The 23,342-nt window shown below is 69.9% G+C and carries 21 protein-coding genes and 1 tRNA gene; 14 read left to right on the top strand and 8 right to left on the bottom strand.

The window, feature by feature from the left end; translation table 11 throughout:
- Positions 1-68 precede the first annotated feature (68 nt).
- The 6 genes from UG56_RS04190 (at position 69) to def (ending at position 4,097) form a co-directional block, all read left to right on the top strand.
- A complete protein-coding gene (locus UG56_RS04190; RefSeq protein ID WP_256206420.1) occupies positions 69-680 on the top strand; it encodes an FtsB family cell division protein in 612 nt (203 codons plus the stop codon).
- Between the two features lie 4 nt (positions 681-684).
- Positions 685-1,194, top strand: a complete 510-nt coding sequence (locus tag UG56_RS04195) for a DUF501 domain-containing protein (RefSeq protein ID WP_045549685.1) — start codon at positions 685-687, stop codon at positions 1,192-1,194.
- A complete protein-coding gene (locus tag UG56_RS04200) occupies positions 1,191-2,111 on the top strand; it encodes a Ppx/GppA phosphatase family protein (protein ID WP_045549686.1) in 921 nt (306 codons plus the stop codon). Before UG56_RS04195 ends, UG56_RS04200 begins: the two co-directional genes overlap by 4 nt.
- A 100-nt stretch (positions 2,112-2,211) precedes the next feature.
- Complete coding sequence (locus UG56_RS04205) at positions 2,212-2,952, top strand: hypothetical protein (RefSeq protein ID WP_045549687.1); 741 nt, start codon at positions 2,212-2,214, stop codon at positions 2,950-2,952.
- A gap of 72 nt (positions 2,953-3,024) precedes the next feature.
- Entirely contained in the window at positions 3,025-3,543 is a 519-nt protein-coding gene (locus tag UG56_RS04210; RefSeq protein ID WP_045549688.1) for a glycine cleavage system protein R, read from the top strand.
- On the top strand, positions 3,540-4,097 hold the full coding sequence (gene def / locus UG56_RS04215) for a peptide deformylase (protein ID WP_045549689.1): 558 nt from the start codon (positions 3,540-3,542) through the stop codon (positions 4,095-4,097). Before UG56_RS04210 ends, def begins: the two co-directional genes overlap by 4 nt.
- 20 nt (positions 4,098-4,117) lie before the next feature.
- On the opposite strand, the gene UG56_RS04220 is transcribed toward def, so the two are convergent.
- The 4 genes from UG56_RS04220 to UG56_RS04235 form a co-directional block, all read right to left on the bottom strand.
- A tRNA-Leu gene (locus tag UG56_RS04220) sits at positions 4,118-4,196 on the bottom strand.
- Entirely contained in the window at positions 4,187-4,657 is a 471-nt protein-coding gene (locus UG56_RS28780) for an HNH endonuclease (RefSeq protein ID WP_045549699.1), read from the bottom strand. The genes UG56_RS04220 and UG56_RS28780 overlap by 10 nt, the downstream gene beginning before the upstream one ends.
- 112 nt (positions 4,658-4,769) lie before the next feature.
- Positions 4,770-5,489, bottom strand: a complete 720-nt coding sequence (locus UG56_RS27445) for a DUF998 domain-containing protein (RefSeq protein WP_084100477.1) — start codon at positions 5,487-5,489, stop codon at positions 4,770-4,772.
- Positions 5,486-6,535 (bottom strand): aldo/keto reductase, encoded by a 1,050-nt coding sequence (locus UG56_RS04235; RefSeq protein ID WP_045549690.1) that lies wholly within the window; start codon positions 6,533-6,535, stop codon positions 5,486-5,488. Before UG56_RS04235 ends, UG56_RS27445 begins: the two co-directional genes overlap by 4 nt.
- A gap of 77 nt (positions 6,536-6,612) precedes the next feature.
- On the opposite strand from UG56_RS04235, the gene UG56_RS04240 reads away from it, so the two are divergent.
- Together UG56_RS04240 and UG56_RS04245 are read left to right on the top strand one after the other, a co-directional pair.
- Entirely contained in the window at positions 6,613-7,155 is a 543-nt protein-coding gene (locus tag UG56_RS04240) for a TetR/AcrR family transcriptional regulator (protein WP_045549691.1), read from the top strand.
- Positions 7,156-7,280: 125 nt separating this feature from the next.
- Positions 7,281-8,129 (top strand): Bax inhibitor-1/YccA family protein, encoded by an 849-nt coding sequence (locus UG56_RS04245; RefSeq protein ID WP_045549692.1) that lies wholly within the window; start codon positions 7,281-7,283, stop codon positions 8,127-8,129.
- A gap of 248 nt (positions 8,130-8,377) precedes the next feature.
- Here UG56_RS04245 and UG56_RS04250 read toward each other — a convergent pair whose 3' ends face one another.
- On the bottom strand, positions 8,378-9,391 hold the full coding sequence (locus UG56_RS04250) for an SGNH/GDSL hydrolase family protein (protein ID WP_256206422.1): 1,014 nt from the start codon (positions 9,389-9,391) through the stop codon (positions 8,378-8,380).
- A gap of 87 nt (positions 9,392-9,478) precedes the next feature.
- Here UG56_RS04250 and UG56_RS04255 point away from each other — a divergent pair, with 87 nt between their 5' ends.
- Both UG56_RS04255 and UG56_RS04260 read left to right on the top strand, forming a co-directional pair.
- A complete protein-coding gene (locus UG56_RS04255; protein ID WP_045549693.1) occupies positions 9,479-10,879 on the top strand; it encodes a cystathionine beta-synthase in 1,401 nt (466 codons plus the stop codon).
- Between the two features lie 72 nt (positions 10,880-10,951).
- Positions 10,952-11,338, top strand: a complete 387-nt coding sequence (locus UG56_RS04260) for a hypothetical protein (protein ID WP_045549694.1) — start codon at positions 10,952-10,954, stop codon at positions 11,336-11,338.
- On the opposite strand, the gene UG56_RS04265 is transcribed toward UG56_RS04260, so the two are convergent.
- Positions 11,299-13,863, bottom strand: a complete 2,565-nt coding sequence (locus tag UG56_RS04265) for a LuxR C-terminal-related transcriptional regulator (protein ID WP_071326869.1) — start codon at positions 13,861-13,863, stop codon at positions 11,299-11,301. The two genes, UG56_RS04260 and UG56_RS04265, sit on opposite strands and share 40 nt — an antisense overlap.
- A 468-nt stretch (positions 13,864-14,331) precedes the next feature.
- Between UG56_RS04265 and UG56_RS04270 the strand changes: the two genes are divergently transcribed.
- From UG56_RS04270 to UG56_RS04285, 4 genes are read left to right on the top strand one after another with little or no spacing between them, the layout of a single operon-like run.
- Positions 14,332-15,801, top strand: a complete 1,470-nt coding sequence (locus UG56_RS04270) for a cytochrome ubiquinol oxidase subunit I (RefSeq protein WP_045549696.1) — start codon at positions 14,332-14,334, stop codon at positions 15,799-15,801.
- A 10-nt stretch (positions 15,802-15,811) separates the two neighbouring features.
- Complete coding sequence (gene cydB / locus UG56_RS04275) at positions 15,812-16,813, top strand: cytochrome d ubiquinol oxidase subunit II (protein WP_045549697.1); 1,002 nt, start codon at positions 15,812-15,814, stop codon at positions 16,811-16,813.
- Between the two features lie 16 nt (positions 16,814-16,829).
- A complete protein-coding gene (gene cydD, locus UG56_RS04280) occupies positions 16,830-20,450 on the top strand; it encodes a thiol reductant ABC exporter subunit CydD (protein ID WP_256206425.1) in 3,621 nt (1,206 codons plus the stop codon).
- The gene (locus UG56_RS04285; protein ID WP_045551914.1) at positions 20,444-21,106 is read left to right on the top strand and encodes a response regulator transcription factor; all 663 of its coding nucleotides are present in this window, start codon (positions 20,444-20,446) and stop codon (positions 21,104-21,106) included. Before cydD ends, UG56_RS04285 begins: the two co-directional genes overlap by 7 nt.
- A gap of 5 nt (positions 21,107-21,111) precedes the next feature.
- Here the strand turns inward: UG56_RS04285 and UG56_RS04290 are convergent, their stop codons facing one another.
- On the bottom strand, positions 21,112-22,806 hold the full coding sequence (locus tag UG56_RS04290) for a sensor histidine kinase (RefSeq protein WP_045551913.1): 1,695 nt from the start codon (positions 22,804-22,806) through the stop codon (positions 21,112-21,114).
- Positions 22,807-22,903: 97 nt separating this feature from the next.
- Positions 22,904-23,329, bottom strand: a complete 426-nt coding sequence (locus UG56_RS04295) for a YchJ family protein (RefSeq protein ID WP_045551912.1) — start codon at positions 23,327-23,329, stop codon at positions 22,904-22,906.
- Positions 23,330-23,342: the final 13 nt, after the last annotated feature.

The raw sequence follows: 23,342 nt of genomic DNA on the forward strand, positions 1-23,342 counted from the left end.
GTCCTGAGGACACGGGCCGCCGCGCGTCTGCCGTCAGGAGGTAGGTCGTGGATGGGAGGATGAGCGACGTGGCAACGCAGGGACCGGGGCAGCAGAGTCAGAGCAAGCGCGTACGCGGTCCTCGGGCCCCCCAGGGTCCGGGGCGACGGCCGCGTGCCCCGATCCCGGCCCGTCCGGCATCGGTCGGCGGCATCGAGGCGCTGCGCAAGCGGCTGCGCCGGCCCAGGCTGACCGGCCGGGCGATGATGATCATGGTCGTGGCCGCCGTGCTGGTGATCTCCTACGCCTCCTCGCTGCGTGCCTACCTGCAGCAGCGCCACGACATCAACGCGCTCCAGACCGAGATCGCCGAGCGCAAGGAGCACATCAAGCAGCTCGAGGAGCAGACCCGCCGCTGGGAGGACCCCGCCTACGTCCAGCAGCAGGCCCGGGAGCGGTTCGGCTTCGTGATGCCGGGCGAGACGGCGTACGTCGCCCTCGACGAGAACGGCGAGCGCATCCAGACCGAGCCGGAGCTCACCGACCCCGGCAAGGTGGGCAGTGCGGAGCATCCGAAGGCGTGGTGGGACGATGCATGGGGTTCCGTCCTGCTGGCCGGTGACCCACCGGAGCAGACAGGGAACGGGCCGGAGTCGGAGATCGACCCGCCCGGTCGAGAAGCAGAGCAGAAGAAAGACTGAAGACATGGCGATCGATCCCAAGGACGTGGCCGCGATCACGGCACAGCTGGGACGCGAGCCACGGGGGATCCACGAGATCGGGCACCGCTGCCCGTGCTCGCTGCCTGATGTGGTGACCACCGAGCCGCGGCTACCCAACGGCACGCCGTTCCCGACGACCTTCTACCTCACCTGCCCGCGTGCCGCTTCCAAGATCGGCACCCTCGAGGGCACGCACGTGATGAAGGACATGGAGGCGCGGCTGGCCACCGACGAGGAGCTCGCCGCCGCCTACGCCAAGGCCCACGAGGCCTACCTCGAGGCTCGTTACGAGCTCGGCGACCCACCCGAGATCCACGGCATCTCCGCAGGTGGGATGCCGAACCGGGTCAAGTGCCTGCACGTCCTCGCCGGTCAGGCCCTGGCCCAGGGCCCGGGCGTCAACCCGCTCGGCGACGAGGTGCTCGAGCGCCTCGGCGAGTGGTGGAAGTCCGGCCCGTGCGTCGACCTGGAGCTCGAGGACGAGGAGCAGTGACTCGGGTTGCTGCGATCGACTGCGGCACCAACACCATCAAGCTGCTGATCGCGACCGTCACCGCCGACGGCCTCACCGAGGACGTACGCGAGGCCCGCATGGTCCGCCTCGGCCAGGGTGTCGACCGGACCGGCGTGCTCGCGGAGGAGGCGCTCCAGCGCGCCTTCGGGGCCATCGACGAGTACGCGGAGCTGATCCGCGAGCACGGCGTCGAGAAGGTGCGCTTCGTGGCCACCTCGGCCACCCGGGACGCCGCCAACGCATCGACCTTCACCGACGGCGTACGGGCTCGTCTCGGGGTCACGCCCGAGGTCGTCACCGGGGCCGAGGAGGCGGCGCTCTCCTTCGGCGGCGCGGCCCGCAACCTGCGTGGCACCCCGCAGCCGCCGGTGCTGGTGATCGACATCGGGGGTGGCTCCACCGAGCTCATCCTCGGCGACGGACCGACGCTGGGTGTCAGCGAGGTGGACAGCATGGACATCGGCTCCGTGCGTCTCCACGAGCGTCACCTGCGCTCCGACCCGCCCACGCGGGAGGAGATCGAGGCCTGCGTACGTGACATCGACGCCCACCTCGACGCCTGCCCCGTCGACCCGGCGAGGGCCCGGACCGTGGTCGCCGTCGGCGGCACCATGATCCAGCTGACCATGGGGCTGCTCGAGCTGACCGCGTACGACCGCACCGCCACCGACCACGCCGAGGTGGCGCCGGACGACGTCCACCGGCTGGTCGACCGACTGCTCGCGATGACCGTCGACGAGCGGCTCGCGCTGCCCTGGATGCACCCCGGGCGGGCCGACGTGATCGCCGCCGGTGGGGTGATCCTCAGCCGGATCCTGAAGCGCTCGCGTGTCGAGTCCCTGCTCGTCTCCGAGTCCGACATCCTCGACGGAATCGCCTGGTCCGTTAGAGACTAGGCATGTCGGGGGACTTGATCTTGTGTTTGGCGCCTAGGTTTGGGTTCACCGGCGTACCCATAAAAACAGAACCAAATGCTGTCTCTCGGAAGGTCAAGAAGTGAAAAAGCTCATCCTGCTTGCCATCGCTGCCGTCGGTGTCGGCGTGCTGGTCAAGAACAAGTCTGAGCAGCTGAAGGCCGGCGCGAACAAGGTCACGAGCGACCCGCGCGTCCAGTCGGCCCTCGCGACCGCCTCGGAGAAGGCGGCGCCCATCAAGGAGAAGGCTGCTCCTTACGCCGAGGCCGCCATGGCCAAGGCCGGTCCTTACGCCGCCACGGTGAAGGAGAAGGCCGGTCCCTACGCGGAGCAGGCCAAGGAGAAGGTCACGGCTGCGGCCGGGGTCGCCTCCGAGAAGCTGCACCGCAACGGCTCGGTCCCCGAGTCCGCCCCGGAGGACGTCGCGGCGTCCACCCCTGAGCCCGCCGCCGACAGCTTCGTCGCCGAGCCGCCGGCCGCCCCGGAGGCCCCGGAGGCGACGAAGGACTCGTCCTCGGCCAGCGAGTACGGCGGCTACCCGCCCGCTCCGCCGGCACCGCCCACGCCGTCCGCTCCGCAGTCGGGCGTCACCGGTGACCCGCTGACCGACCCGATCGCGCCGGCCGACCCCTACGCGACCGAGGTCCCGGCTCCGCCGGCCGACCCCGACAAGACGTCCTACGACGACCTGGGCGGCGGCGACACCGCGGTCAAGCCCACCCCGGAGAACGCGTCGGAGAACGCATCGGAGAACGCTCCCGAGTTCGCTCCGGAGCCGGTCGATTCCCCCGAGGAGGGGAAGGACAAGTGGTTCCGCGGCTGAGCCGGAGCCAGAAGAGGTCCATCTGAGTCACCCGCGGTCCGCCATCGGCGGGCCGCGGGTGACAATGGTTCGGTGACCATCCACGCCATCACCGTCCTGGGACACGACCGCCCGGGGATCATCGCCGACACCACCGCCCGTCTCGCCGGACTCGGACTGAACCTCGAGGACTCGACGATGACCCGGCTCCGAGGTCACTTCGCGATGACGCTGCTCTGCGCGGGAGAGGCGACCACCGAGGCGATCCGCGCCGACCTCGAGCCGATCGCGTCCGACGGCACCCTGACGGTCACGGTCTACGAGCTCCCCGAGGAGCAGGCTCCCGCCGTCGCCGGCCGGCTCTTCGTACTCTCCGTGCACGGGGGTGACCGCCCCGGCATCGTCTCCACAGTGACCGCCGAGATCGCCGCCGTCGGCGGCAACATCACCGACCTGACCACCCGTCTCTCGGGTGAGCTCTACGTCGTCGTCGCCGAGCTCGAGCTGCCGGCGGACGCCGATGTCGCCGTGCTCGAGGCGTCGGTCAAGCGGGTCACCCAGGAGCTCGGCGTCGACGCCACCCTGCGGCCGATCGAGGCCGACGACCTGTGAGCATCAATGAACGGGTGCTGTCCTGGACCGAGGCGGAGCTGGGTGTCGAGGGCAAGGTCCTCGATGTCGTACGCGCCCCCGCCCACGTCCTCTCCGTGCCCGGCAAGGACGTCGACCCCGCCGCCCCCGAGACCGTCCAGCTCGCCGCCGACCTGATCGCGACCATGCGGGTCTCGCCCGGCTGTGTCGGCCTGGCCGCCGACCAGGTCGGGGTCTCGGCCCGGGTCTTCTGCGTCGACGTCTCCACCCACGTCAAGACGAGGACCCACCACGGCACGTACGTCCTGTGCAACGCCGAGGTCGTCGAGGCCAGCCGGAACGAGAAGGCCCGTGAGGGCTGCATGTCCGTCCCCGACCTGACCGGTGACGTGAAGCGTGCCTCCCGCTTGAAGGTACGCGGCCAGCTCCCGGTCACCGGCGAGACCGTCGAGATCGTCACCGACGCGTTCGAGGCCCGCTGCCTGCAGCACGAGATCGACCACACCAACGGTCTGCTCTTCATCGACCGCGTCGCCGGCGCCCACGCGCTGCATCAGCGCCAGACCTACTTGTGACGTCGGCCTTGATGGGTGGTTGGTGCGGGCGGTGGGATTCGAACCCACACATTCGACAGGACTTTTAAGGTCCCCGGCTCGCCGTTGGCCTACGCCCGCTTGCGATTCTTGCCCCGATACGTGGGTGTCTGAGCGTGACAGTTCGGACAGTGCAGTTCAAGGTTCTCGAGCTGGTTGTTCCTCGGGTTGCCATCTCGATGATCGAGTTCCAGCGGTATCGGCTCGCCCAACCATTCCATGCCGCCGCACTTGTTGCACTTCGCGGAGAAGATGCCCTCGTTGATCAGCCGCAGCCGCAGCCTGTGCGAACTGATCGGGTAGGTGTTGGACAGGTAGGCGTCAAGCGTCCGTCGGGCCCCGAGGACGACGTTCTTGCTCCACGCCTGACCGTTGAAGTGGGACGTATCCAAGCCTGCCTGAGCGATCGCGTTGCGGATCGTGGCGTAGTTGCGGCCTGCGGCCCGAAGGCCCAGGCGACGAAGTACTTCAGCGAGGGTGAACGACGCGGACACAGCGTGTTCGAGATCCGCTGCGGTCCATCCTCGGGTGCGACCCGGCATACCAATTAGTATGGGCACGCTAGACCGTCTGCCGTTTGCCCTGATTGTTGTGTCGCTTGGAACCTCCAGGGTTGTCCTGCGATGACGGACAAGGACCGTCGGCCGCCCCTTCTCAGCTCGCGACCCGTTCGGGCTGTGCCGTCAGGCGAGGGGTGCTCCTGTTTCGCTGGGCGCCGATCAGGCCGCTGCCGAGGAGCACGTGGCCGACCATGATCGGATAGATCACGCCACGCTCGAACAGGCCGACGTTCCACATCCATCCGGTGAAGACATCGGCCATGAAGACGGGGAACGTGACCAGGCCGGCGATGCCGAGCACGATGCTCGCGATCGACCGGCCGTGGCTCAGCCCGATCCGGGTGCCGTTGGCGCCGACGACGATCGCCATCACGTTCCCGGCGAGCATCACGCTCTGGGCGCCGACGGTGTGGAACGCGATGAGTCCGGTCTCGACGTTCGCGTTCGATCCTTGGAACGTGCCGACGAGTGCGACGCCGACACCGGCGATCGTCGCCAGGATCGCAACGACGATCGGGCGTGCTCCCCTGCGGACGTCGAAGACCAGGAACGTGCCGACGATGAGCAGCAGGCCGTACGTCACCCAGCCGGCGTCCATGACTGCCCCGAGCGGCGAGTTCCCGACCTGCCCGAACGCCGTCTGCGGGGCTCCTGTCAGCCCGAGATGGCTGACCCAGTTGTACAGCGGCGCGTACGGCGGGTCCTGCCAGGCAGCGGCCGTGATGAGTTCGGCGACCCACGACAGGAGCGGACCGATCAGGAGCAGGACCGCTCCGGCACGGCCTGCCGCGCCGGAGCGGACGATCGACGTCATGACAGCGCCATCCCGGGGACGCGCTGGCGGATCGCCTCGAGCTCGGCCTCGTCGGAGATGCCCTGCCAGTCGTACCGCGGGGTGTAGGGCGCCTCCAGCGCCCGCACCTCGTCGTCGGTGAGCTCCACGTCGAGCGACGCGACGGCGTCGTCGATCTGCTGGATGGAGCCGGCGCCGACCAGCGGGGCGGTCACGACCGGCTGACGGTGCAGCCAGGCGAGCGCGATCTGGGCCCGGCTGACCCCGTGGGCGTCGGCGACCCGGCCGACCGCATCGATGATGGCGCGGTTGGAGGCCTCCTGCTCCGGCGAGTAGAGCATGTCGGCGTATGCGCCGTCGGTCTCCGATCGCGCGGTCGAACGGGCGTCGTCCCAGGCGCGGGCGAGGCGGCCGCGGGCGAGCGGCGACCAGATGATCGTGCCGACGCCGTTGTCCAGGGCGAGCGGGATCATCTCCCGCTCCTCTTCGCGAGCGAGCAGGTTGTAATGATCCTGCATCGACACGAAGCGGGCCCAGCCGTTGACCTTCTGCAGGTGCAGCGCCTTCGCGAACTCCCACGCGTGCATCGAGGACGCACCGAGGTAGCGCACCTTGCCCGCCTTCACGAGGTCGTTGAGCGCTTCGAGGGTCTCCTCCCACGGCGTCGAGTGGTCGTTGCGGTGGATCTGGTAGAGGTCGATGTAGTCCGTTCCCAGCCTCCGGAGCGAGTGGTCGACCTCGGTCATGATCGCCTTGCGTGACAGCCCCCGGCCGTTGGGACCCAGGCGCATCGGGTGCCGTAGCTTCGTGGCGATCACCACCGCATCGCGGTCCGCGAAGTCCTTCAACGCGCGGCCGAGGATCTCCTCGCTGGAGCCGTTGGAATACAGGTTCGCGGTGTCGAAGAAGTTGATCCCCGCCTCCAGCGCGTGCTTGATGAGCGGGCGGGCCTCGTCCTCGCCCTTCGACCAGACCGGGTGGCCGCGATCCGGCTCGCCATAGGTCATCGCGCCGATCGCGATCGGGGACACGTCGAGGCCGGTCGTGCCGAGCTTGATGTACTGCATGATGCTCCTCTAAAGTATGTGGAGAGTTCTCCATATATGTTAGTGGAGAGTTCTCCACATAGCAAGAGGAGACGTCCATGGTCCGTTCCGACGCCCGGGAGAACCGGGCACGCATCCTCGCGGCGGCCCGCGAGGCGTTCACCGAGGACGGCGCCACGTCGATGAACCAGGTCGCACAGCGTGCCGGCGTCGGCGCCGGCACGCTCTACCGCAACTTCCCGACGCGAGAGGCGCTGGTCCTCGCGGTCTACCAGGACGAGGTCGCGCGGATCATCGAGACCGCACCCAGGCTCTTGGGTGAGATGGAACCGCTGGAGGCGCTGCGTCACTGGACGAACGATCTCGTCGAGGCGATGCGACGGAAGCACGGCCTCGGCGACGCCCTCAGCCCGAGCGCGCACCAGGCGATCACCGAGCAGACCTATGGACCCGTGGTCGCCGCGATCCGCGAGCTGTTCGACGCGGGCAAGAAGGACGGCAGCATCCGTCAAGACGCCGAGCCGGCCGACTTCCTCCAGCTCACCGGCGCGCTCTGGCGAGCTGCGCCGGGCCCGGAAGATCGCTCGCCGCACATGCTCGCTCTCATCCTCGACGGTCTCCGCGCGCAGCGACCGCGCTAGTCGCGTGCATCACGGAACCTCAGGGTTCTCCCGGACGTTGAGCGAGGTACAGGGCCGGTACGCTGGCCACAGGAGCCGCCACCGTGGCGGAACCTTTCACGTCGCTTTCGAGGAGTGACCCCCAGATGCAGAGCAACAACCCGGTGTTCCGTAGGGCAGAGGGCTTCGGGCAGCCGTCGCACAACGCCTACGGCAACGCGACCTACGGCGGCAACGGCGCTGCGTACGCCGGCTACGGGCAGGACCCGAGCCAGTGGTCGACCGGCGGCCCGCAGGCGCCCATCACGAGCGCCCCCATGACGATCGACTCGGTGGTGCAGAAGGGCGCGATCACGCTCGGCGTCGTCTTCCTCGCCGCCATCGCGACGTGGATCATGACCCCCGACATCGACTCCACCGCCAACCTCGCGCCGCTCTACCTGGCCGCGACCGTCGGCTCCGGTGCTGCCTTCATCCTGTCGCTGGTCAACTCGTTCAAGCGCGTGGTCAGCCCGGCGCTGGTGCTGGCCTTCGCGGTCGCCGAGGGCGTTGCCCTGGGTGCGCTGAGCAAGACCTTCGACGCCGTCTTCGGTGGGGGCATCGTCGTCCAGGCCGTGATCGGCACGTTCGCCGCGTTCGCGGGCACCCTGGCTGCGTACAAGTTCTTCAACATCAAGGTCGGCAACAAGTTCCGCACCTTCGTGATCGCCGCGATGTTCGGCATGGTGGGCCTGAGCCTGATGGAGCTCGTGCTCGGGTTCTTCGGCGCCAGCTTCGGCCTCTTCGGCTTCGGCACCCTCGGCCTGATCACCGCCATCATCGGCCTCGCGCTCGGTGTGTTCATGCTGATCCTCGACTTCGACCAGATCGAGCAGGGCGTACGTGCCCAGCTCCCTGAGCGTGAGTCGTGGCGCGCCGTCTTCGGCCTGACCGTCAGCCTGGTCTGGATCTACACCAACCTGCTCCGCCTCCTGGCGATCTTCCAGCAGGATTGATTGACGGCGATCAGGTCGAGCGAGCGCAGCGGGTGAGCCTGCGAACCCGCGAAGCGGGTCGAGACCTGGGTCGCTGACAATCAACAACCGCCCCGTGCCTACAAGGCGCGGGGCGGTTCTCATTTCGTCGAGGCGTCACCCCGGTCGGTCGAGGCGTCACGCCCGTCGGCCGAGATGGCAATCTGGCGCCAACTCGGCCGGCCTACGTGACGCCTCGGCCGACGTACGTGACGCCTCGGCGGGGTGGGTCAGCGCTGGGACTCGGCGAGCGGGGGAGTCTCGGCGGGGCGCTCGCCGCGGCGGGGCTCGCGCTGCTCGTTCTCGAAGGAACGGGCCCGGGCCCAGTTGCGGCCGACGCGTCCACGGGGGCGCGGGGCGGGGTCGATCTCGGTTCCTGGCCGGATGACGGCACGCAGGGAGGCGGCGGCGAGCGGCATCACGTGCTTGCCGTTGTAGGTCTCCAGGATGGCGTTCTCGTCGCCGACGAGGCCCAGCACGGTGAGCGTCGGCGGGACCAGGACCTCGCCGAGGGCGTGGTAGCCGGCAGCGGAGGGGTGGAACAGGTCGGCGCCGAACCAGAACGCGGGGGTGGCCTTGAAGGCCGGACCGAGGACGTCACCCAGGGACACGGTGTGGCCGCCGGCGCGGATGACGTGGAAGATCTGGCCGGCGGCGATGCGGATCGACCAGGCCCGCATGATCGAGCGCAGCGGCGGCAGGATCGGCGTGGCGGTGCTGAGGTCGGGGACGGTGCCGACGAGCACCTTCACGCCCGCCTCCTGGAGCCGCGTGACGGCCTGAGCGAGGTGGCTCACCGCGACCCGTGGACGCACTCGGCGGATGACATCGTTGGAACCGACCAGGATGACCGCGATGTCGGCGTCGGCGGCGATCGCCTTCTCGACCTGCGGGTGCAGGTCGGAGGACTTCGCGCCGATCTCGGAGAGGTCGTGCAGACGCACCGGCCGGTGTGCCTTCTCGGAGACGCCGGAGGCGAGGACCGCGCCAGGCGTGTCCTCGACCTCGGTCATCCCGTAGCCTGCGGCGCTCGAGTCACCGAGCAGCGCGATGTTGATCGGACGCCCCGGGTGACGCGCTCCGTACCACCCCGTCGGGGACGGTGCGACCGGCATCTTGACCTGATGGGTCGCCCGGACGGCAAGGGCCGCTTCCGCGACGAGGATCCCGGCGAACGCGACCGTCGCGGCCAGAACACCCCCGCCGGCGTACGCGGTCTTGCGAGCCAGACTCTTCTTCGCCACGGGGACCACTCTAAAGTCTTTGCCCTCATACCGGGCACTCAGTATCGGGATATAGGGGATCTCACCTAGTGGACATACGCTGTCGCCATGGAGTACGTGGACTCGCTTCTCGACCTTATCGGCAACACTCCGCTCGTGCGGCTGGGGCGTGCGCTGGACGGCGCCGGCGCCTCTGAACCCGGCCAGGGACCGCTGGTTCTGGCCAAGGTGGAATACCTCAACCCGGGCGGTTCGGTGAAGGACCGCATCGCCACCCGGATGATCGAGGCGGCCGAGGCATCGGGCGAGCTCAAGCCCGGCGGCACGATCGTCGAGCCCACCTCCGGCAACACCGGTGTCGGCCTCGCGATGGTCGCCCAGCGACGCGGTTACAAGTGCATCTTCGTCTGCCCTGACAAGGTCAGCGAGGACAAGCGCAACGTGCTGAAGGCCTACGGCGCCGAGGTCGTGGTCGCGCCCACGGCCGTGCCGCCCGAGCACCCCGACTCCTACTACAACGTCTCCGACCGGCTCGCCTCGCAGCCGGGCGCCTGGAAGCCGAACCAGTACGCCAACCCGAACAACCCGCGCTCCCACTACGAGGAGACCGGCCCCGAGATCTGGCGCCAGACCGAGGGGAAGATCACCCACTTCGTGGCCGGCGTCGGCACCGGCGGCACGATCTCCGGGATCGGCCGCTACCTCAAGGAGCAGAACCCCGACGTCCAGGTGATCGGCGCCGACCCGGCCGGCAGCGTCTACTCCGGCGGCACCGGCCGCCCCTACCTGGTCGAGGGCGTCGGCGAGGACTTCTGGCCGGACACCTACGACCGCGACATCGCCGACCGGATCATCGAGGTCTCCGACGCGGACTCCTTCGCCTACACCCGCCGGCTCGCCCGCGAGGAGCAGCTGCTCGTCGGCGGCAGCGCCGGCATGGCCGCGTACGCCGCCAAGCAGCTCGCCACCGAGCTGGCCGGCACGCCGGAGGGCGAGAACGCCGTGATCGTCGTGCTGCTGCCCGACTCGGGGCGCGGTTACCTGACCAAGGTGTTCAACGACGAGTGGCTGGCGCAGTACGGCTTCGCGACCGGTGAGGCGGCCAAGCAGACCGTCGGTGACGTGCTGCGCGGCAAGTCCGGCCGGCTGCCCGACCTGGTCCACACCCACCCCGGCGAGACGATCGCCGAGGCGGTGCACATCCTGCAGGAGTACGGCGTCTCGCAGATGCCCGTCGTGCGCGCCGAGCCGCCGATCGTGGCCGCCGAGGTCGCGGGCTCGGTCTCGGAGCGCACCCTGCTGGAGGCGCTGTTCACCGGCAAGGCCAAGCTCACCGACTCCGTCGAGGAGCACATGTCCCCGCCGCTGCCCTCGATCGGCTCCGGCGCCGATGCTCACGATGCCGCCCACACGCTCGGCGACTCCGACGCGCTGCTGGTGCACGAGGACGGCAAGCCGGTCGGTGTCCTCACCCGCCAGGACCTGCTCTTCTTCCTGACCAGCTCCTGACGAGCTGATCAGCGAGGTCGCCGATACCCTCCCCCTGGCGGGGGAGGGTGGCGTACGTCATGATGCGTGGTCATGATCGCGTACCCCCACATGCGCCGAAGCGGAGCCCGAGTCGGCCGGCATCGCCGGTCGGCCATCGCCGCGGCCCTTCTGACCACGCTGTTCTCGCTGACCGCCTGTGGTGGCGGTGACGGCGGCAGTGGGGGCGGTGATCGTCCCAGCGTCGCGGACATCAAGGGTCAGATCTCCCAGAGCAGCGGCGACCAGGTGACCGACGAGCAGGCCGTCTGCCTGGCGAAGACCTACTACGAGTCGGATCTCTCCGACGAGGCGGTACGCCTCCTGGTCGAGGCCGAGGACGTCTCCAAGATCAGCCCGGAGGATCTCTCCGAGGCGGACCAGAAGGCCAGCAAGGCGCTCTACGACCCGTTGGTGAAGTGCCTGACGCCCGCTGAGTAGTCGCCGTTCGGCACGGGCCGCAGCCAGGTGCTCGCCACCCGGGCGAGGTCCTCTCGACCGGAGACCCCGGTCTTGCGGCTGATGTTGTGCAGGTGGGTCTCGACGGTGCGGGTGCTCATCTCCAGGTCCGCGGCCAGCGAGGCCGTGGTGGGGCCGTCGGGCAGCAGCCGGAGGACCTCGCTCTCTCGTGCGGAGAGCCCGATGTGGACCGCCGCACGGCGGAACAGGCCGGATCGGCTGCCGGAGATCTCGGAGCGTTCCCAGGCGAGGTCGAGCGTCTCGGCGGCTTCGGTGAGGTCGCCCGCCTCGCGCTGCAGGATCGCCAGCGAGATGGCCGCCCGGGTCACGAACACCAGGGCCCCGGCATCGGCGAGGATCACGATCGCCTCGCGGAGGGCGTCGATGTCGCCGGCGGCGGTGGCTGCTGCGTACGCCCCCATGCCCTGCAGCAGCGGGCTCTCGGTGCCTGCCGCGAGGCTGGCGGCCCGGGTGATGTGCTTGTTCTCGTTGGCACCGCGCTCGATCGCCTCGACGGCGAGGAAGATGCCGCCGGTGACGTAGCCGGCATCGAGCCGCTGGCCGACGAGCTCGCACAGCTCCTTGAGGCTGGGCATCCGGCCGCTGGCCGGGGCCATGATGCTGGCCACCATCCCGGGCCACGGGCCGAAGGCGACCTTCGCGCCGCCGATCTGCGAGGCGAGACTGCGGGCGTACTCGGGGCGGCCCTGCGCCATCGCGATCTCGGCGCCGAGCGTCAGGATGCCGGTGTGGGCGACGTCGCGGTAGGCCGCGACGCTCGAGGAGGAGAGGCTCTGGAACGCCGCCTGGCTCGCCTCGGTCAGCCGGCCAGCGATGCTCAGGCCGAGCACGCAGAGGTAGGCGTGGGCCTGGATGAGCATGGCGCTCGAGCTCTGGTTGGCCTCCTCGAGCTGCTCGCGGGCGAAGTCGATGCCGCGGTCGAGATCGCCGCCGAGCACGTCGGCCAGCCCGACCAGGAAGGCGTGCAGGCCGGCCGGGTGCGGGTTCTGCGGGTGCTGGCTCTCCAGCAGGTTGCGCGCCTGCTCGACCATCCCGGCGGAGAGGAGGCGCTCGGCGGCGACGACGGCGAGCATCTCGGGACCGACCGTGTCACGCGGGTCCGGTTGGACGTCGGGCAGCTCGGGGACGTACTCGGTCTGGAACTGCAGGTGTGCCCGAGAGGCCTCGAGCGTCGCGGCGAAGGTGGGCAGCCGGGTCAGGCCGTCGTCGAGCACGGCCTTGGCCGCGTCCAGATCGCCCAGCTCGACCGCCTTCCAGGTGGCGAACCAGGCCAGCATCCACGCCGACTCCTGGGTGTCGGTCAGCGGGGTGCGCCGCTCGACCTCCTCGATCTGGTCGCGGGGCGCTGCGGTGTTGCGAAGTGCGATGAGGAGCGGAAGCGCGGTCTCGGGCGAGGGCATCTCGGTCCAGGAGCGGCGCGCGCGGGCGACCTCGTCGGCCATCTGACGCAGCGAGCGCTGGTGGAGCAGTGCGGCGTCGGCGCCACGTGGCCGGTGGGTGCGCTGGTCGATGAGCCGCTGGTCGGCGGCGAGGTGGTTGCGCGCGATCACCAGGCCGAACGCCGAGCCCTCGGTGATCAGGTAGTCGCCGATGAGCGGCGGGTAGAGACCCACGACGCCGCTGCCCGGGCCGTCCTCGCTGTGGCGCGCCAGTCCATGGGCGAAGAGCGCGTCGAGCACGCGGCGCTCGAGCAGCTTCTCGGCCTCGTCGAGCGGCACCGGACCCGTCACAGCGAGGGCGGTGGCGCCGTCCCAGGCGTCCTGGTCGAGCCCGGCGACGAGCGGCTCGACGGCCGAGGCCAGCTCCGGAGCCCAGCCCGTACGCCGCGGCAGCCGCCACAGCCCGTCGAGCTGCTCCAGCACCCCTGCCCGGGGCCCGACGGTGGCGATGGCCCGCACCAGCCCGAGCAGTCCGCCGGTCGCCATCGCGATCCGCGCCAGGGACCCGGCCTCCACCGGGCCGCCCAGGATCGCCCGGCACACCTCGTGCACCTGGTCGACCTCGAGCGCGGGGGAGCGCACCTGGACCGACGGGGCGATGCCGAGCATCAGCGTGTCCTCGGCGACCGGGTGCTGGTGGCGGCTGCTGGTCACGGCCAGAAGGCGTCGCTGGCGGTGGATGTTGCGCAGGGCGCCGACCGAGTAGGTGTCGAGCGCGTCGGCGTCGTCGATCACCAGGACGGTGCCGCTGCCGAGCTGCTTGCTCAGCGCGTCGGTCATCTCGCCGATGGTCCGCCGGGGCCCGGGTGGTGCCGCGCCGCCGATGCCGGCGGCGAGCAGCGCGGCGAACGGCTCGTTCTGCCAGGCGCGGTGGCCGCTGAGCTGGAAGACCGACAGACCCTCGTCCTCGAGCCGGTCGGCGACCAGGGCGCAGAGCTCGCTGCGCCCGGAGCCCCGTGGGCCGACCAGATGCACGCTCAGGCCCGCACCGACGTAGTCGGTGACCTCGTCGACCACGCGCGCGAGGACACCTTCGCGATCCGACATGGTCACCCCCCACCTCAAGGTACATCCAAATGCATACCGGATTTTCTGTGGGAGCGCTGTATCGCCCGCGTATTAGGTCTACTGATACGCAGGTTACCTGTTTACAGTACGTAAACAGTCCGTCCGCGACCGCAACCTCTGGCCGCAGATGATGAGATAGTGATCTCACGGGCTGAGGTTCGCCTCGGCCTGCACCACTGAGTGACCACCAGGTTGCCGCATCAGCTCCCCCATCTGATTGCGGCCCTGGTGGCACGAAGACCTACGGAGCCCGGCCGTCCCGGACTCGAGGTCGCGATCATCCCCCCGCGGTCGTGACCTCGAGCCCAGGGCGGCCGGGTTTCTTCTGTTCGTTCGCGAGTGTGGTTGGTGGCCCGGTTCACAAGGGACGTAAGCCACGACACACGGGACGAACGCCTACAGAGGGGGTGCTGTGGCCGCTGTGGCAGCAGTGACATAGTGACTGCCGTGGACAGCGTCCTGGAGTTAGCCAGGTGGCAGTTCGGCATCGTGACCGTCTACCACTTTCTGTTCGTCCCACTCACGGTGGGACTCACCATGCTCGTCGCCGTGCTGGAGACGATCTGGCTGCGTACGAAGAATCCTGAGTGGCTTCGGCTCACCAAGTTCTTCTCGAAGCTCTTCCTGATCAACTTCGCGCTCGGTGTGGTCACCGGGATCGTGCAGGAGTTCCAGTTCGGGATGACCTGGTCGGACTACTCCCGCTTCGTCGGGGACGTCTTCGGGGCGCCGCTGGCGATCGAGGCGCTGCTGGCGTTCTTCCTGGAGTCGACCTTCCTCGGCCTGTGGATCTTCGGCTGGGACAAGCTCCCGAGGGCGCTGCACAACGCGTGCATGTGGATCGTCCACCTCGGCACCCTGGCGTCGTCGTGGTTCATCCTGGCGGCCAACTCCTGGATGCAGCACCCGGTCGGCTACAAGTTCAACGAGGTCACCGGGCGCGCCGAGCTCACCGACTTCTGGGCGGTGATGTTCAACAAGGTGCAGCTGGGCACGTTCCCGCACGTCATCCTCGCGGCCTACCTGACCTCGGCGGCCTTCATGCTCGGCATCCTGGGCTGGCTCTACCTGCGCCGGCCGGGGCTCGACGGCGCCGACCGTCCGATGCACCGGCGCGGCATGGTGCTGGCGGCCTGGATCATGGTCGTCTCCGGTCTCGGCGTGGCCATCTCGGGTGACGTCCAGGGCAAGATCATGACCGAGGTCCAGCCGATGAAGATGGCGGCCGCGGAGGCGCTCTGGGAGACGTCCGACTCGTGCGCGCCGTTCTCGGTCCTGACCATCGGCACCCGCGACGGGAAGCACGAGAAGTGGGCCCTCGAGGTGCCCTGCGTGCTGTCCTTCCTCGGCACCGGTACGTTCGACGGCAAGGTCGAGGGCATCTACGACCTGCAGGAGAAGTACCGCGCGACGTACGGCGCGACGCCGGGGGAGACCTACTACTCACCGGGGGACTACACCCCCAACATCCCGGTCACCTACTGGACCTTCCGCTGGATGATGGGCCTCGGCGTCGTCGGTGGTCTCGTCGGCCTGGCGGTGCTGTGGCTGACCCGCCGGGGACGGACGCCCACCGGGTTCGTCGGCCGGGTGCTCCCTGCGCTGGCGATCTCGGCGCCGGTGATGGTGCTGCTGGGCAACTCGATGGGCTGGATCTTCACCGAGATGGGCCGCCAGCCGTGGGTGGTCTTCGGGGTGCTGACGACCGCTCAGGGGGTCTCGCCGGGTGTCGAGCCCTGGGAGGTGTGGATGTCGCTGCTGGGGTTCACGCTGCTCTACGCCGTGCTCGCGGTCATCGAGGTCGGGCTGCTGATGAAGTATGTGAAGAAGGCGCCGGACCCGTTCGTCGAGCCACCTTCACCGTCCCTGCGCGGCTCCGAGTCGGATGCCGACGAGCCGATGAACTTCGCGTACTGAGGAGCCTGCGATGGAACTCACGACTGTCTGGTTCTGCCTCATCGCCGTGCTGTGGATCGGCTACTTCGTCCTCGAGGGCTTCGACTTCGGCGTCGGCATGCTGCTTCCGGTCCTGGCCCGCGACGACCGCGAGCGGCGCGTCATGATCAACACGATCGGCCCGGTCTGGGACGGCAACGAGGTCTGGCTGCTGACCGCCGGGGGAGCGACGTTCGCGGCCTTCCCGGAGTGGTACGCCACCCTCTTCTCCGGCTTCTACCTGCCGCTGTTCCTCATCCTGATCGCGCTGATCGTGCGTGGCGTCGCCTTCGAGTACCGCCACCAGCGTCCCTCGGCCACCTGGGCCGGGTGGTGGGACCGCGCGGTGATCTTCGGGTCCTACGTGCCGGCGCTGCTGTGGGGTGTTGCCTTCGCCAACATCGTGCGCGGGGTGCCGATCGACGGGGACTTCGAGTTCACCGGCACGATCCTGACGCTGCTCAACCCCTACGGCCTGCTCGGCGGGCTCGTCACGCTGTCGCTGTTCGTGACCCACGGTGCGCTCTTCATCGCGCTGAAGACCGACGGGGAGATCCGCGGCCGGGCTCGTGCGCTGGCGCTCAAGGTCGGGGTCGTCGCGGCCGTGCTCGCCGTCGTGTTCCTGGTCTGGACCCAGGTGCTCACGGGCAGTGCCGCGACCGCGGTGATCTTCGTCCTGGCGGCGCTCGCGCTCGTGGGCGGGCTCGGGGCTGCGTACGTCGGGCGCGAGGGGCTCGCCTTCGCCGGAACGTTCCTCGCGATCGGGCTGGCCGTGGCCGGGCTCTTCGTGGGGCTCTTCCCCGACGTGATGCCGTCGACCACCGACGTCGCGAACTCGCTGACCACGACGAACGCGTCGGCGACGCCCTACACGCTGAAGCTGATGACGATCGTCGCGGCGGTGTTCACGCCGATCGTGGTGGGCTATCAGGCCTGGACGTACTGGATCTTCCGCAAGCGGATCTCCATCCACCACATCCCGGCCGCGCATTGATGATCCAGCTGTCCTGATGCGCCCGAACGACCCACGACTGCGTGCTCAGCTGTCGGTAGCCCGCCGGCCGCTGACCGCGGTCGTGGCCGCCGGGGTGCTGGGGGCGGTGCTGCTGATCATCCAGACGTACGCCGTCACCGGACTGCTCATCTCCGCGATCCGCGGCACCGGGTCGGTGAGCGGCTGGGCCCTGGCGGTCGTGGCCGTCTTCGCCGGGCGCGCTGTCGTCGGGGTCGTCTCGGACGTGGCCGGTGCCCGGGCCGCCGGTGTCGTCGGGGCAGACCTGCGACGCCGGGTGGTCGGGGCGATCCTGCGTGGCCGGTCGGGCGCCTCGGGTTCGCTGTCGGCCCTGGCGACCCGGGGCGTCACGGCCGCCGAGCCGTATCTGACGCGCTACGTGCCGGCGCTGGTGCTGGCCTGCGTACTGCCCGTTCTCGTGCTTGCCGTCATCGTCTGGACCGACCCGCTCAGCGGTCTCATCGTCGGGCTCACGCTCCCGTTGATCCCGGTCTTCGGAGTGCTGGTCGGGCTGGCGACGCGTGACCAGGCGGCCGGCCAGTGGCGCGCGATGTCGGCCCTGGCCGGCCACTTCCTCGACGTGATGAAGGGCCTGCCGACCCTGGTCGCCTTCGGCCGAGCTCGTGCGCAGTCGGGGGTCATCGCCACGATCACGGACCGCTACCGCCGCCGCACCCTCGAGACCCTGAAGATCGCGTTCGCGTCCTCGGCCGTGCTCGAGCTCGTCGCGACCATCTCGGTCGCCCTGGTGGCAGTCACCATCGGAGTACGCCTCGCCGCCGGCTCGGTCGACCTGCAGACCGCTCTCGTGGTCCTGCTGCTCGCTCCCGAGGCCTACTGGCCGCTGCGTCGCGTCGGGACCGAGTTCCATGCCGCCGCCGAGGGCACGGCCACTCTCGAGGCCACCGCCGACCTGAGCCGAGAGGTCACCCGCGTCGGCCGAGACGTCGCGGGCGTCGGCCGAGACGTCACCGACTGCCAACTCGACCGACGGGAGCGACGTCTCGGCGTGTCTCTCGCGGAGGTGGGGGTGACGTATCCGGGGCGGGATCGGCCGGCGCTCGCCGCGGTGAGTGGGACCATCCCGGAGCGGGGGATCACCGCGATCGTGGGCCCGAGCGGTTGTGGGAAGTCGACGTTGCTGGCGACGATCGCGGGTCTGCAGGAGACGTACGACGGTGCCGTCGAGCTCGACGGACAGACCCCGGCGACCGGCGACGAGTGGCGGCGGCGGTTCGCCTACCTTCCGCAGCGCCCGGTGTTCGTCAGCGGGACGATCGCCGACAACCTCCGGCTGGGGTCGCCGGAGGCGACCGACGGCGACCTGTGGCAGGCGTTGAAGCGGGTCGCGCTCGCCGACCGGATCGCCGAGCTCCCCGGCGGGCTCGGTGCCGACCTGGCCGAGGACGGCCGATCGCTCTCGGCCGGTGAGCGGGCCCGGCTCGCACTGGCCCGCGTCGTACTCTCCGAACGCCCGTGGGTACTCCTCGACGAACCCACTGCCCATCTCGACCCCGACACCGAACGGATCATCGCCGACACCGTCACCGACCTCGCCCGCGACCGTGCGGTCGTCCTCGTCGCCCACCGCCCGGCTCTCATCGAGATCGCCGACCAGGTCATCACCCTCTCTGCCGAGAAGTCGCCCCCGTCGGCCGAGGCGTCACCGCGGTCGGCCGAAGCGTCATCGGCGTCGGTCGAAACGTCACTGCGGTCGGTCGAGGCGTCACTGCCGTCGGCCGAGGCGTCACTGCGGTCGGTCGAGACGTCACTGCCGTCGGCCGAGAGGGCAACTGTTGACGCTTCGAACGACCTAAGTGACGCCTCGGCCAACCGACTTGACGCTTCGAGCGACGGGGGCGACGCTTCGGCCGACGGGCCTGACGCTTCGGCCGACCGGAGCGACGCCTCGGCCGACGGGCCTGACGCCTCGGCGCGGGTGGCGTTGTGGGGGTCGGCGGTGGTCGGCGGGCTGAGCTGGGCATCGGGGGTGGCGCTGACGGCGCTGGCGGGGTGGCTGATCATCAAGGCCTCGTACCATCCGGTGATCCTGACGCTGGTGGCGGCGATGGTGGGGGTGCGTACGTTCGGGATCGCGCGGCCGGTGCTGCGCTACCTGGAACGGTTGTGGTCCCACGACAGTGCGCTGCGACTGCTGGCGAAGCGCCGGGTGGAGATCTACGACGCGCTGGTGCCGCTCGTGCCGGGGGCACTCCCCGGCCGGCGGGGAGACGTGCTCGCGAGCGTCGTCGACGACGTCGACGCGGTGCTCGACGAGGAGCTGAGGGTGCGGCTGCCGGTGCGGGAGTACGCCGTCGTGGCGGCCCTCGCGGTCGTCGCGACCGCGCTCATCGACCCGGTCGCAGCGGTTCTCACCGCAGCCACGGTGCTGGCGGCGGGAGTCGCCTTCGGGATCGCGTACGCAGGAGCAGCACGCGCCGAGAACATCTCGATCACGGTGCGGGCCAGAGTGTCCGAGCAGGTGGTGGAGGCGACCCAGACGGCGACCGAGCGCCGGATGTGGCAGGCGAGCGAGCCGGTGCTGGACGCGCTCGACGACCTGGCCCGCATCGCCACCCGAGCGACCACGACCGCGGCCGTCGCCGCTTCCGCGGCCAAGGCCCTGGTGCTGGTCACCGCCGGCGCGGCGGTCGCCGCGACCGCCGCCTACACGACCGTCGGTGACGGCCCGATGCTCGCGCTCCTCACCCTGGTGCCGCTGGCACTGGCCGAGCCTGCTGCGACGCTCGCCGACGCCGGCGCAGCCAGGGCCCGGACCCGCGCCGCGCAGCGCCGTCTCGACGCCCTCACGAGCCGCCGCCCCGCGGTCACGGCCCCGGACCACCCCCAGCGACCCTCCGGCGACACCACGATCACGGTCACCGGCGTCACCGCCCACCCCGGCGGCCAGGCAGCCGCCCAGACAGCCGCCCAGAAAGCCGGCCAGAACGTCGAGATCCCCGACCTGCACCTCGAGCCCGGCGCACGGATCGGCATCGTCGGGCCCTCCGGGTCTGGCAAGAGCACCCTCGCCGCGCTGCTGCTGCGCTTCCTCGACCCGGACACCGGCACGATCACGCTCGGCGGCCGGGCGACGCGGCAGATGGATCCCCAGGACGTACGGAAGATCGTCGGTCTCGTCGACGACGACCCGCACGTCTTCGCCTCCACCCTCGTCGAGAACATTCGCCTGGCCAAGCCAGACGCCACGGATCAGGAGGTCGAGCGGGCGATCCGGCGCGCCCACCTCGGCGAGTGGCTCGACGCGCTCCCCGACGGGCTGCAGACGCGGCTCGGCGACGGCGCGGCCCAGGTCTCCGGTGGCGAACGGGCCAGGCTGGCCGTGGCGAGGTCGCTGCTGGCCGGGCACAAGGTCCTGGTTCTGGATGAACCTTTGGCTCATCTGGACACTTCGACCGCCGCGTCGCTGGCGCGTGAGGTGCTCGCGCGGGAGGATGACTCGACAGTTGAGACAGTGTTCGGCACACAACACAACGCGGAGCTTGGTCCGCATGGCGGCACGAAAACCGTAGTGTGGATGACTCACACATCGACCGGACTGGGGTTGACCGATACCGTGGTCTCCCTTCAACGAATGGGGGAAGTGAGACGGTGTTGACCGAGACAAGGACGATCCGGGTCTACCTGCTCGACGACCACGAGGTCGTGCGCCAGGGGTTGACGACGCTGCTGGACAGCCATGACGACATCGCCGTCATCGGCCAGGGTGGCACTGCCGCCCAGGCCCGCGAGGACATCGACCGTCTCCAGCCGGACGTCTGCGTGCTCGACGCCCGCCTCCCCGACGGCTCGGGGATCGAGGTCTGCCGTGAGGTCCGGGCGGCCTACCCGGACATGCTCGCGCTCATCCTGACCTCCTATGACGACGACGAGGCGCTCTTCTTGGCGATCATGGCGGGCGCCAAGGGCTATGTGCTCAAGGACATCCGCGGCAACGATCTGGTCGAGGCGATCCGCACCGTCTCCGGTGGCGGCTCGCTGCTCGACCCGCTGATGACCGCGAAGGTCATGGAGAAGATGCGCAATCCTGACGGTGAGTCGCCGCAGATGCAGGCGCTCACGCCTCAGGAGAAGCGCCTGCTCGCGCTCATCGGCGAGGGCCTGACCAACCGCGAGATCGCCGGCCGGATGTTCCTGGCCGAGAAGACGGTCAAGAACTACGTCTCCAGCATCCTGGCCAAGCTCGGCGTCCAGCGGCGCACCCAGGCGGCGCTGATGGCCAAGGAGCTCCTCCACCCCCGCCGGGGCCAGTAGGGAGCTCAGACCCCAGCGCTGATCGGCACCTGCCAGATGAGCTCGGTGCCGCTGGGGGAGCGCGGGCCGATCTCGAGCTGACCACCGAGCTGGACCGCGCGGCAGCGGGCGTTCTTCAGCCCGCTCTCCTCGGCCTCCTCCGGGACGCCGCTGCCGTCGTCGCGTACGACCAGCTTGATCTCGTCGTCATGGAGGCTCAGCTCGATCTGGGCGCTGTGAGCCTGCGCGTGCCGGGCGAGGTTGGAGACCGCCTCACGCAGGACCGGCAGCAGGTGGTTGCGCACGGAGTCGGGCACCGCCGTGTCGACCGGCCCGGTGATCTTGATCTCCGGGGTGAAGTCCATGACGCCGGCGTACTCCCGGACGACCTCGCGCACCTGCGCCCGCAGCGAGGAGGTGTCGTGGTTGCTGAGGTCGAAGATGGAGCCGCGTACGTCTTTGATGGTCTGATCCAGCGCGTCGACCTGCTCCGAGAGCCGCTTGGGCAGGTCCTCGACCCGCTGCGGGTTGCGGCCCAGGGTCTCGAGCTGGAGCCCGATGGCGAAGAGACGCTGGATGACCACATCGTGCAGGTCCCGGGCGATCCGGTCGCGGTCGGTGATGACGGCGAGGTCGGCACGGTCCTCGACCGCGCGGAGGCGGTCCAGGGCGAGGGCGGCCTGGCCGGCGAAGCCGAAGAAGAGCTCGCGCTCGTGCTCGTCGTGGGCGGCGCCGGCGCTGTCGTAGATCGCCAGCAGCGCGCCGCGGCCGGCGAGCGAGGAGCGCACCGGGGCGACCACCACGTAGAGCCCGTCGACCTCGAGGTCCAGCGGCTCGACGATGCGGCGGTCGATCAGCAGCGGGACCTTCTCGGTCACCGCCCGCACCCGCTCCTCTTCGCCGGGCGCGAAAGCGACGCCGGAGACGAGACCGTGCTCGATGCGGGTGCCGGCGCCGACCCCGATCGCGCGCATCAGCGGCAGCGCGGTCTCGCACATCCGCTCGAGGGCGACGGTGTGGTCCAGGGGCGGGGTCAGGGCCCGGCTGAGCTCGGCGCTCGCCTCGAGCCACTTGCGGCGCTGCTCGCTGAGCTCGAGCTCGCGTACCTTGTCGATCTGGGCTCCCGCGGCCCGCGCGAGGGCGACGACGAGCTGCTCGTCGTGGCTGGTGAAGTCGGCGCCGCCGACCTTCTCCGAGAGGAGAAGATGGCCGAAGTCGCGGTCGTCGATCCGCAGCGGCACCTCGATGAACTTGCGCTTGCCGGGGTCGCTCGTACGCAGCGCGTGGCTGCCACCCTCGGGTGTGCGGGGCGCGACCATCAGCAGGGGATCGGGCGCGGTGATGCCTCGGGGCCGGGTCGTCGACGCCGGCTCGTCGTCGGCCTCCGCATCGGAACCGGCATCCAGGCCCACAGCGACATCGGCGTCGACGTCGGCAGCGACATCGGTGTCGAGGCGGGCGCGACGGCCGCGGCTCCTGCCCACGACCTGCAGCGTCGGCTCCTGCTGGTGGCCGTAGGTGATCAGGTCCTGCAGCTCGCCGTCGAGGCCGAGGACGCCGAGGGCGCCGTAGCCCGCCCCGGTCAGCTCGCAGGCGGAGCGGGTGATCCGCTCCAGCATGGCGCTCAGGTCGAGCTCGCTCGACATCGCGATGACCGCGTCCAAGAGCGAGCGCGCCGATGGTTCCAGACCGGTCAGGTCCTCGGTCGCGTCAGTGGTCACTTGTCAGAGTCTGTCGTGTCGGACCCGGTTGCGTCCACATAACGGCAACAGTTTCTCTACTGTCTGCCTCAAACTCACGCGAATGTGTGCGTTTGGATCATTCTTCCGCTACCTCGCCGTCGACGTAGAGCCACCGTCCGGCACGCACCTCGAACCGGCTGCGCTCGGCGAGCACGCCGTCGCCCGACGGAGCCCGGTAGGACGCCCGGAACGCCACCCAGCCGTGGGTGTCGTCATCGAGTCCCGAGCCCTCGATCTCCAGGCCCGTCCACCTCAGCTGCTGGTCATCTCCGGCCACGCCCAGGTCGTCCGGGCGGCTCCGCGGATGCCACGTCCGGAAGATGTAGTCCCAGTCCCCGAGGGCGTACGCGGCATATCGGCTGCGCATCAGCTCCTCCGGTGTCTGGGCCAGGGCGTCCCCACGGTGCAGCCGGCGGCAGCACTGCTCATAGCGGCGCCCGCTGCCGCACGGGCACTCCTGGGGCAGGGGTGATCCGGTGGACGTGCGGCCGAACGGAGACATGGGCCCAGTGTGT

This window comes from Nocardioides luteus, assembly GCF_000960475.2.
In the GTDB taxonomy this organism is placed as follows: Bacteria; Actinomycetota; Actinomycetes; order Propionibacteriales; family Nocardioidaceae; genus Nocardioides; species Nocardioides luteus_A.

Coding starts and splice junctions, on each gene's coding strand:
- UG56_RS04255 (WP_045549693.1), top strand. CDS start 9,479: ATGGAGTACGTGGACTCGCTTCTCGACCTTATCGGCAACACTCCGCTC.
- UG56_RS27445 (WP_084100477.1), bottom strand. CDS start 5,489: ATGACGTCGATCGTCCGCTCCGGCGCGGCAGGCCGTGCCGGAGCGGTC.
- UG56_RS04235 (WP_045549690.1), bottom strand. CDS start 6,535: ATGCAGTACATCAAGCTCGGCACGACCGGCCTCGACGTGTCCCCGATC.
- UG56_RS04195 (WP_045549685.1), top strand. CDS start 685: ATGGCGATCGATCCCAAGGACGTGGCCGCGATCACGGCACAGCTGGGA.
- cydD (WP_256206425.1), top strand. CDS start 16,830: ATGCGCCCGAACGACCCACGACTGCGTGCTCAGCTGTCGGTAGCCCGC.
- UG56_RS04295 (WP_045551912.1), bottom strand. CDS start 23,329: ATGTCTCCGTTCGGCCGCACGTCCACCGGATCACCCCTGCCCCAGGAG.
- UG56_RS04260 (WP_045549694.1), top strand. CDS start 10,952: ATGATCGCGTACCCCCACATGCGCCGAAGCGGAGCCCGAGTCGGCCGG.
- UG56_RS04240 (WP_045549691.1), top strand. CDS start 6,613: ATGGTCCGTTCCGACGCCCGGGAGAACCGGGCACGCATCCTCGCGGCG.
- UG56_RS28780 (WP_045549699.1), bottom strand. CDS start 4,657: ATGCCGGGTCGCACCCGAGGATGGACCGCAGCGGATCTCGAACACGCT.
- UG56_RS04265 (WP_071326869.1), bottom strand. CDS start 13,863: ATGTCGGATCGCGAAGGTGTCCTCGCGCGCGTGGTCGACGAGGTCACC.
- UG56_RS04245 (WP_045549692.1), top strand. CDS start 7,281: ATGCAGAGCAACAACCCGGTGTTCCGTAGGGCAGAGGGCTTCGGGCAG.
- cydB (WP_045549697.1), top strand. CDS start 15,812: ATGGAACTCACGACTGTCTGGTTCTGCCTCATCGCCGTGCTGTGGATC.